Here is a 7,814-nt window from a genome sequence, read left to right on the forward strand (position 1 = left end):
CTGGATATTGATCGCCAGGGTAAAATCAAACTGTCACGCAAGGAAGCCCTTGGTGAAACCCTTCCCGAAGAAGGGTAAGTCAGACCGTCATGGTTCAGAAAACTGTTCTGGATAACGGGATCCGCATTCTTACGGAGCGCGTGCCGGGTGCCTATTCGGCAACGGCGGGCTTCTGGGTCGAATGCGGATCCCGCCATGAACCTTCTGAGCTCAGCGGCGTTTCCCATTTTCTTGAACACATGCTGTTCAAAGGAACCATCCATCGCAGCGCGCCGGCTATCGCCAAGCAAATCGATTCGGTAGGCGGCGCTCTCAACGCCTTTACCAGTTCTGAATACAGCTGTTATTACGCCAGGGTTGCCGGCCACGACCTGCCTCTTGCAATCGACCTTCTGTCCGACATCATTCTCAACTCCGTTATTGACCTTGACGAACTGGAAAAAGAGCGCCGGGTAATTCTCCAGGAACTTCACATGCTGGAAGATTCCCCCGAGGATTGTATCCACGAGATGTTCGCGCGTTCGTTCTGGCAGGGCAATTCCCTGGGCAGACCCGTGATCGGCTCGATGTCATCGGTCCAGTCCCTGGAACGTCACCACCTGGTCGATTATCTCGAAAGATTTTACGGTGGCGGCAATCTCATTATTTGCGTTACCGGGGATGTGCGGCATGATGAGCTTGTTGCCCGGATTGAAAGACTTTTCAATGGTTACGCTGCCGGGAAGAAACCGGTTTCGCAAACGCCCCCTGACGGTCACTCCTGTATCCGTTCCGTTTTTAAGGATATTGAACAGGTTCACTTTTGTCTCGGGTGTTCCGCTCCTCCGCAAACGCATGATCAACGGTTTGCCGGCAATGTTCTCAATACCATGCTTGGTGGCAGCATGAGTTCCCGGCTGTTTCAGGTCCTTCGTGAAGAACGGGGAATGGCCTATTCCATCTACAGCTACCTCAGCGCCCATTCCGATGTCGGCGCCCTGATTGTATATGCAGGTACTTCCGCCGGCGACCTGCAGCATGCCGTCAATCTGGTGCTGAAAGAGCTGTCCAGGTTCCGACAGGCAGAGCCGATGGCCGCGGAGCTGCAGGCAGCCAAGGATCTGCTCAAAGGACAATTCATGCTTTCGCTGGAAAGCACGGAAAACCGCATGACCCGTCTTGCCAAAAATGAAATCTACCTGGGACGGGTCCAGTCGCCCGCCGATGTCGTCGAAAGTTTGCAGCGGGTTTCCGGTAGGCACATTCTGGAACTGGCTCGAACCTATCTGCGCGATGATTGTATAAATCTACAGATACTTGGACCGATTCGAGGGGACGCATTCCCTGCCGTCGACATGACGCTCGGCTGAATTATTTCCGTCCTGACCGGGCAATAGTCCCCTTGTCTTGCATTTTTATGAAAACGATTACAATTAAAATAAAAAGAATGCGTTCCCAAGCCCTGTTGCCTGCCTACATGAGCCGGCATGCCGCAGGCATGGATCTTTATGCCTGCCCGGATTCGATCATGGTGCTTGAACCCGGAAGCCGCGCCGTGATTCCAACCGGAATCGCCGTCGCCATCCCGCCCGGTTACGAGGGGCAGGTCAGGCCACGCTCGGGTCTGGCTCTGCATCGCGGTGTTACCCTGGTCAATGCGCCCGGAACAATCGATGCGGATTACCGGGGGGAAATCGGCATCATCCTTATCAATCACGGTAGCGAGACCTTTATGGTTTCGCCAGGGGACCGTATTGCCCAGTTGGTTATCGCGCCGGTTCGGCAGGCCGTTCTCGAATTGGTCGAGAATCTTGACGAAACCGGTCGCAACGATGGGGGGTTTGGTCATACCGGTTGCTAGCTTTCGATCGGCACAGGAAAGGATACGAGTCATGATTCTTGCCATAAATCCCGATACACCTCAAAAACGATTGATCAACCGGGTTGTTGAATGCGTCAAGCAGGGAGGCGTGATCGCTTACCCCACCGATACGATTTACGGACTGGGTTGCGATATATTCAATCGCAAAGGGGTCAAGCGCATCTACCAGATGAAGGAGCGCAGTCAGCGCAAGCCCTTTTCATTTATATGCGCCGATCTCTCGGATGTGGCCAACTATGCACAGGTCAGCAACTTTGCCTTCAAAATCATGAGACGCTATCTTCCCGGTCCCTACACCTTCGTGCTTGAAGCCACGCGGGTGGTTCCCGACCTGCTCGTTACCAAACAGAAAACGGTCGGGATTCGCATCCCGTCCAATTCCATCGCTCTGGCCATTGTTCGTGAACTGGGCCATCCTCTGGTGACCACCAGCGCCAACATTTCAGGAGAGGAACCCTGTTACGACCCCTCCGTTATCAATGAACGTCTCGGCAGGCAGATCGATATGATTGTCGACGGTGGCATTATTACGGGTGAGGCCTCCACTGTTATCAGTCTGATCGATGACAAAATAGAGGTGCTGCGCCAGGGAGCGGGCAACACCGACTGGATTCATCAGCTTTAGGCCTGAAGCTATTGTTTTTTTCTGCAACGTCGTTTGCATTTATCCAGCCTTGCCGCGACTGGCACCAGGTGCCCTTCATCTTGAAAAACCCTCCCGCATCGGGTATAGTGCCGCCGGTCGTGTGATTTTTTCCCCTTCGTCGCATATCGTTTGTCGTCCGACGCGTTAAGTCGGCACGTAAAGCCTATGTCGGGTGCCAGATTCGAAGGTGGTTTTCTATCCACGGCAATGTAACCCGACTTTGTCAGCACGACGGGTAATTGTTTTCACCTTGGCAGATGGAAAAAGCCCACCAAAGGACTTTTTCAACAATCTGCCGGACAGAGGAGAATCCTTCCCATGCTGAATTTGTTCAATCAGGCGACCTTGTTTGGCCTGATCGGTGGTCTGGGACTGTTTCTGTTCGGCATGAAAATCATGTCAGAAGGTCTGCAGAAGGTCGCCGGAAACCGGATGCGCAAAATTCTTGCCGCCCTGACCACCAACCGGTTTATCGGCATGTTTGTCGGTCTTGCGGTTACAGCGATCATTCAATCCTCCAGTGCCACGACCGTCATGGTGATAGGATTCGTCAATGCCGGGCTCATGACGCTGATGCAGGCTATCGGCGTGGTTCTCGGGGCCAATATCGGCACCACCATCACCGCCCAGCTTCTTGCCCTCAAGATTACGCAGTTTGCACTGCCGGCCATTGGTGTGGGCACGGGACTGAAGCTGTTTTCCCGCAACAAAACCTGGATATATTGCGGCGAAATTCTGCTGGGTTTCGGCATTCTGTTTTACGGACTCGCCACCATGAAAGGTGCCTTCGACCCCTTGAAGGGGAGCGATGTGTTCCGGGAATTCTTTTTGATGGTGGGGGATAACTACCTTCTGGCCGTCCTTTCCGGAGCTCTGCTTACCATCCTCGTCCAGAGCAGCAGTGCCACTATCGGGATTACCATGGCTCTGGCAAGCAGCGGCCTGTTGAATTTCGATGTCAGTGTTGCCCTGATTCTCGGCGAGAATATCGGTACCACGGTTACTGCCAATCTTGCGGCTATCGGCACCAACCTGGCGGCGCGCCGCACGGCCCTGGCCCACCTCCTGTTCAACGTGCTGGGCGTCATTTTTATCGTCCTGTGCTTTCCGGTCTTTTTGCAGGCGGTTGACAGCCTCACCCCCGGCGATCCCAGCTTTATCGTGCGGACCACGGCCGAATCCGCCGAGATCGGGGCCGCCATTGGCGATCAGCCAAACATATCCTGGCACATTGCCAATGCGCACAGTCTTTTCAATGTTATCAATACCCTTATTTTCCTTCCGCTTATCGGACTGCTGGCCAAACTCGCCTGCATGATCCTGCCCGGCAAGGATGAATTGATGGAGTTTCACCTTAAATACATCGACAACCGTGTTCTCAATACCCCTCCCATCGCTCTTGGACAGGCACGATCCGAAACCCGGCGCATGGCGCATCTGACCCTGGAAATGCTCGATGAAAGCATGGCTTTTTTCCGCGATGGAAATCTCAAGCGCCTGACAGCGCTTGAAAAAAAAGAAGAAGTCGTCGACTTGCTGCAAAAGGAGATAACGGATTTCCTGGTAAACCTCTCGCAGAAATCCATTACCCAGGACATGTCCCGCGATGTCGCTTCCATGATGCACATGGTCAACGATCTCGAACGGGTTGGCGACCATTGTGAAATGTTGTGGCGCCTGATCGGACGATTGCGTGAGTTGAAATTGCCCTTTTCCTCCGTCGCCTGGCAGGAGGTCGAGGAACTGGCGGGGAAAACCCGGGACTTTCTGGCGTTTGTGGTCGATGCTCTCGATCGAAACGATGCCAGCATCAAACCCATTGCCGTAACCATGGTAACCGCCATCGACGAACTTGAGGATACCCTTCGCAACAACCATATCGCACGCCTGAATACCGGAGAATGCTCCGTGCAGCAAGGATTGATTTTCATCGATATGCTGCAGGGGTTTTCCAAGGTCGGCAGCCATGCGTTTAATGTGGGCAGGGCTGTTGTGGGAGAACGCTAAATGCTGGCTGCCATCGATGTCGGATCCAACACCGTGCGCCTGGCTGTCGGGCAACCCCGTCAGGGAGGGTTCAGTAATCTGCGTTATATCCGCCGTGTTACCCGGTTGGCCGGCGGTTCTGATCCCCGCACAGGCCTTGCCGCGGATCGCATGGATCACACGATAGCCGCTCTGGAAGAGATGTCGGACCTTGTCGCCTCTGCCGGAATTGATGCCGTGCGAGTCGTAGGAACCGAAGCCTTGCGCCGGGCTCCCAACGCCGAAGAATTCGTCGCAAGGGTAAAACTGGCCACGGGTTTGGCTCTCCATATCATCGGCGGTGAAGAAGAGGCACGACTCAGCTGCCTGGGAGTGTTCGCAGCACTGGATCCACGCCCGGATCATTGTCTGGTGTTTGATATTGGTGGTGGCAGCACCGAATTTATATGGAGCGAACAGGGGAACATTGTATTCAATCGCAGTTATCCTCTGGGAGTAGTGGATCTGTGTGAGAGATATGCGGAGCCCTCCCGGCAATTGGCATATATCGATACGATCCTCGAGGACGTTGTTCGCGACCTGACCCTGGCAGGCATTATCGGAATGGCTCGCCAGAACACTGCCACTCTGGTGGGAACAGCTGGCACGGTCACCACTCTGGCTGCAATAAAACTGAGGATGGTTGAGTACGACGGTATGCGGGTGAACAATCTTGTGCTGTCCAGAAACGAAATCGAATCACTGGCCTGCCGACTCGCCCCCTTGTCGATAGCGCAACGTGAGCAGCTTCCAGGGCTCGAGAAGGGTCGAGGCGATCTCATTATGCCGGGGCTTCGCATCATTCTTTCGATTCTGGATCGTTTTGAGAAATCAACCATGAAGGTAAGTGATTTCGGACTTCTGGAAGGGCTTTTACTGCAAATGACAGGGTATTCTGATGACTTTGAGAAGGATTGACAAGCTCTGAGCGGTTTTCGTATAGTCTCTGACGTTATTTTAGAACGCCATTTTGCATTCAATCGACGCTTTGTCTCAGCCGAAAAGGACGCAACATGAAACGCACCATGTTATCTGGAAACGAAGCCATCGCCCGGGGTGCCTTCGAAGCCGGGGTCAAGGTCGCATCGGCCTATCCCGGTACACCGAGTACGGAAATCCTGGAAAATATTGCACGATATTCCACTATCGATGCGTCCTGGGCGCCTAATGAAAAGGTGGCACTGGAGGTCGGCATCGGTGCATCCTTTGGTGGCGGAAGAGCGCTCGTGGCCATGAAGCACGTTGGCGTCAATGTGGCTGCCGATCCACTGTTCACGCTTTCCTATACCGGCGTGCGCGGCGGCCTGGTCCTTGTAACGGCCGACGACCCCGAACTGCATTCCTCCCAAAACGAACAAGATAACCGTAATTACGCCAAGTTTGCGAAAATCCCCATGTTCGAACCTTCGGACAGTCAGGAAGCGCTCGATTTTACCCGGCTCGCCCTGGAAGTCAGCGAACGGTTCGATACGCCGGTCATGTTGCGCACCACCACCCGTATTTCCCATTCCAAATCGGTCGTCGAACCGGGCGAGCCTGCGGCCGGACCATCGACTGCAGGCTGTATCGAGAAAAATCCCGCTAAATTCGTCATGCTGCCGGGCAATGCCCGCAAGCGCCACACGGTGGTGGAGGAACGCCTGCGCAGCATGGAAGAGTGGGCTTGCCACCAGTCCTTCAACCGGATCGAGGTCGGCGAGGGGAAAGTCGGCGTTATCACCAGCGGCGTTTCCTACCTTTACGCAAAAGAAATTCTTCCTGACGCCGATATTCTGAAACTCGGGCTGGTCTATCCCCTGCCTAAGCAGCTGATTCGGGATTTCGCCAGTCGCTACGACACCCTTTATGTTATTGAAGAGCTCGATCCCTTTATCGAAGAACAGGTCCGGGCTCTGGGGATCGCCGTGCATGGCAAGGATCTGTTGCCCATTTGCGGCGAACTGACGCCGGCACGGTTGAATAAAGCGCTGACCGCCAAGGATGTCCAAAACTATTTCGTACCATCCGAACCATTGCCCAACCGGCCTCCCAATATGTGCCCTGGCTGTCCTCATCGCAGCATCTTTTACAGCCTGAACCGGCTCAAGGCTTTTGTTACTGGTGATATCGGCTGTTATACGCTCGGTTTCATGGAGCCCCTTTCCGCCATGGATACCTGCATCTGCATGGGCGCCAGCATCGGCAATGCCACGGGGATGACCAAAGTTCTTGATCCGGAAGAGGCCCGGCGGGTGGTTGCGGTAATCGGTGATTCCACCTTCCTGCATACCGGCATCAACGGTTTGATGGATATGGTTTACAACAAATCGACCGCCACGGTTCTGATCCTGGATAATCGCATTACCGCCATGACCGGGCGTCAGGAAAACCCCGGTTCCGGCTACACCCTGATGGGAGAGGAAACCACGCGCATCGATCTTGAGGCCTTGTGCCGCAGTGTCGGCGTGAAGCATGTCACCGTGATCGATCCCTACGACATCGAACACACCCGCAACGTTATCAAAACCGAAATGCAGCGTCCCGAGGTTTCGGTTGTCATCGCCCGGCGACCCTGTATGCTGGTCAAACGTGACCCGGTGAAGCGGCAACCCTCCCTGGCTGTCGATGCGGACAAATGCACCGGTTGCAGGGCCTGTCTCCAGCTTGGTTGCCCGGCCATCGAATGGCAACCGGATGCCGGCGATAAGGGCAAGGCGGTCATCAATCCGCTACTGTGTTGTGGATGCGGCCTGTGTTCCCAGATGTGCCATTTTGACGCCATAGGAGTCCGTCATGAAGGATAAAGTGACCAATATTCTTATTTCCGGGGTAGGGGGACAGGGCATCCTTCTGGCCAGCGAAGTTCTGTCCGAGGTTCTGATGCTGGCCGGATACGACGTCAAAAAAAGTGAAATTCACGGTATGGCGCAGCGAGGCGGCAGTGTCGTTTCCCATATACGCTATGGTGCCAAGGTCTTTTCTTCGATTATTCCTGAAGGGCAGGGAGATATTCTACTGGGATTCGAATTGCTTGAAACCTATCGGTACCTGCCGTTGCTGCAGCAGGGCGCCAAGGTGGTAGCCAACGATCTTAAAATCCTGCCGCCGCCAGTGACTCTTGGCAGGGAAAAATATCCTGAAAACATTCCACAGAAAATCCGGCAGGCGTTTCCCGACACCCTCGTGATGGATGGCCTCGCCGTGGCATCCCGCGCCGGCAATCCGCGGACCGCCAACATCGCCCTGCTGGGTGCTTTGTCCACCGCTTTGCCCATCGAGACCAGCTACTGGCACGAAACGCTG

Annotated in this window: 7 protein-coding genes; all 7 read left to right on the top strand. The window is 54.6% G+C overall.

Going from position 1 to position 7,814, the window contains the following annotated elements; all coding sequences use genetic code 11:
* Window positions 1-89: 89 nt before the first annotated feature.
* Window positions 90-1,349, top strand: coding sequence for a M16 family metallopeptidase (locus AB7E65_RS10845; protein ID WP_072287729.1), 1,260 nt, complete (start codon window positions 90-92; stop codon window positions 1,347-1,349).
* A gap of 47 nt (window positions 1,350-1,396) precedes the next feature.
* The gene (gene dut / locus AB7E65_RS10850) at window positions 1,397-1,840 is read left to right on the top strand and encodes a dUTP diphosphatase (protein ID WP_072287728.1); all 444 of its coding nucleotides are present in this window, start codon (window positions 1,397-1,399) and stop codon (window positions 1,838-1,840) included.
* A gap of 31 nt (window positions 1,841-1,871) precedes the next feature.
* Complete coding sequence (locus tag AB7E65_RS10855) at window positions 1,872-2,486, top strand: L-threonylcarbamoyladenylate synthase (protein ID WP_072287727.1); 615 nt, start codon at window positions 1,872-1,874, stop codon at window positions 2,484-2,486.
* 339 nt (window positions 2,487-2,825) lie between these two features.
* Window positions 2,826-4,514 (top strand): Na/Pi cotransporter family protein, encoded by a 1,689-nt coding sequence (locus AB7E65_RS10860; protein ID WP_072287726.1) that lies wholly within the window; start codon window positions 2,826-2,828, stop codon window positions 4,512-4,514.
* On the top strand, window positions 4,515-5,450 hold the full coding sequence (locus AB7E65_RS10865) for an exopolyphosphatase (protein WP_428745887.1): 936 nt from the start codon (window positions 4,515-4,517) through the stop codon (window positions 5,448-5,450).
* Window positions 5,451-5,545: 95 nt separating this feature from the next.
* On the top strand, window positions 5,546-7,315 hold the full coding sequence (gene iorA, locus AB7E65_RS10870) for an indolepyruvate ferredoxin oxidoreductase subunit alpha (protein ID WP_072287724.1): 1,770 nt from the start codon (window positions 5,546-5,548) through the stop codon (window positions 7,313-7,315).
* The coding region (locus AB7E65_RS10875; protein WP_428745888.1) for an indolepyruvate oxidoreductase subunit beta at window positions 7,305-7,814 on the top strand (510 nt) is incomplete at its 3' end. The genes iorA and AB7E65_RS10875, both read left to right, overlap by 11 nt.

The organism is Syntrophotalea sp. (assembly GCF_050253115.1).
GTDB lineage: Bacteria > Desulfobacterota > Desulfuromonadia > Desulfuromonadales > Syntrophotaleaceae > Syntrophotalea > Syntrophotalea acetylenica.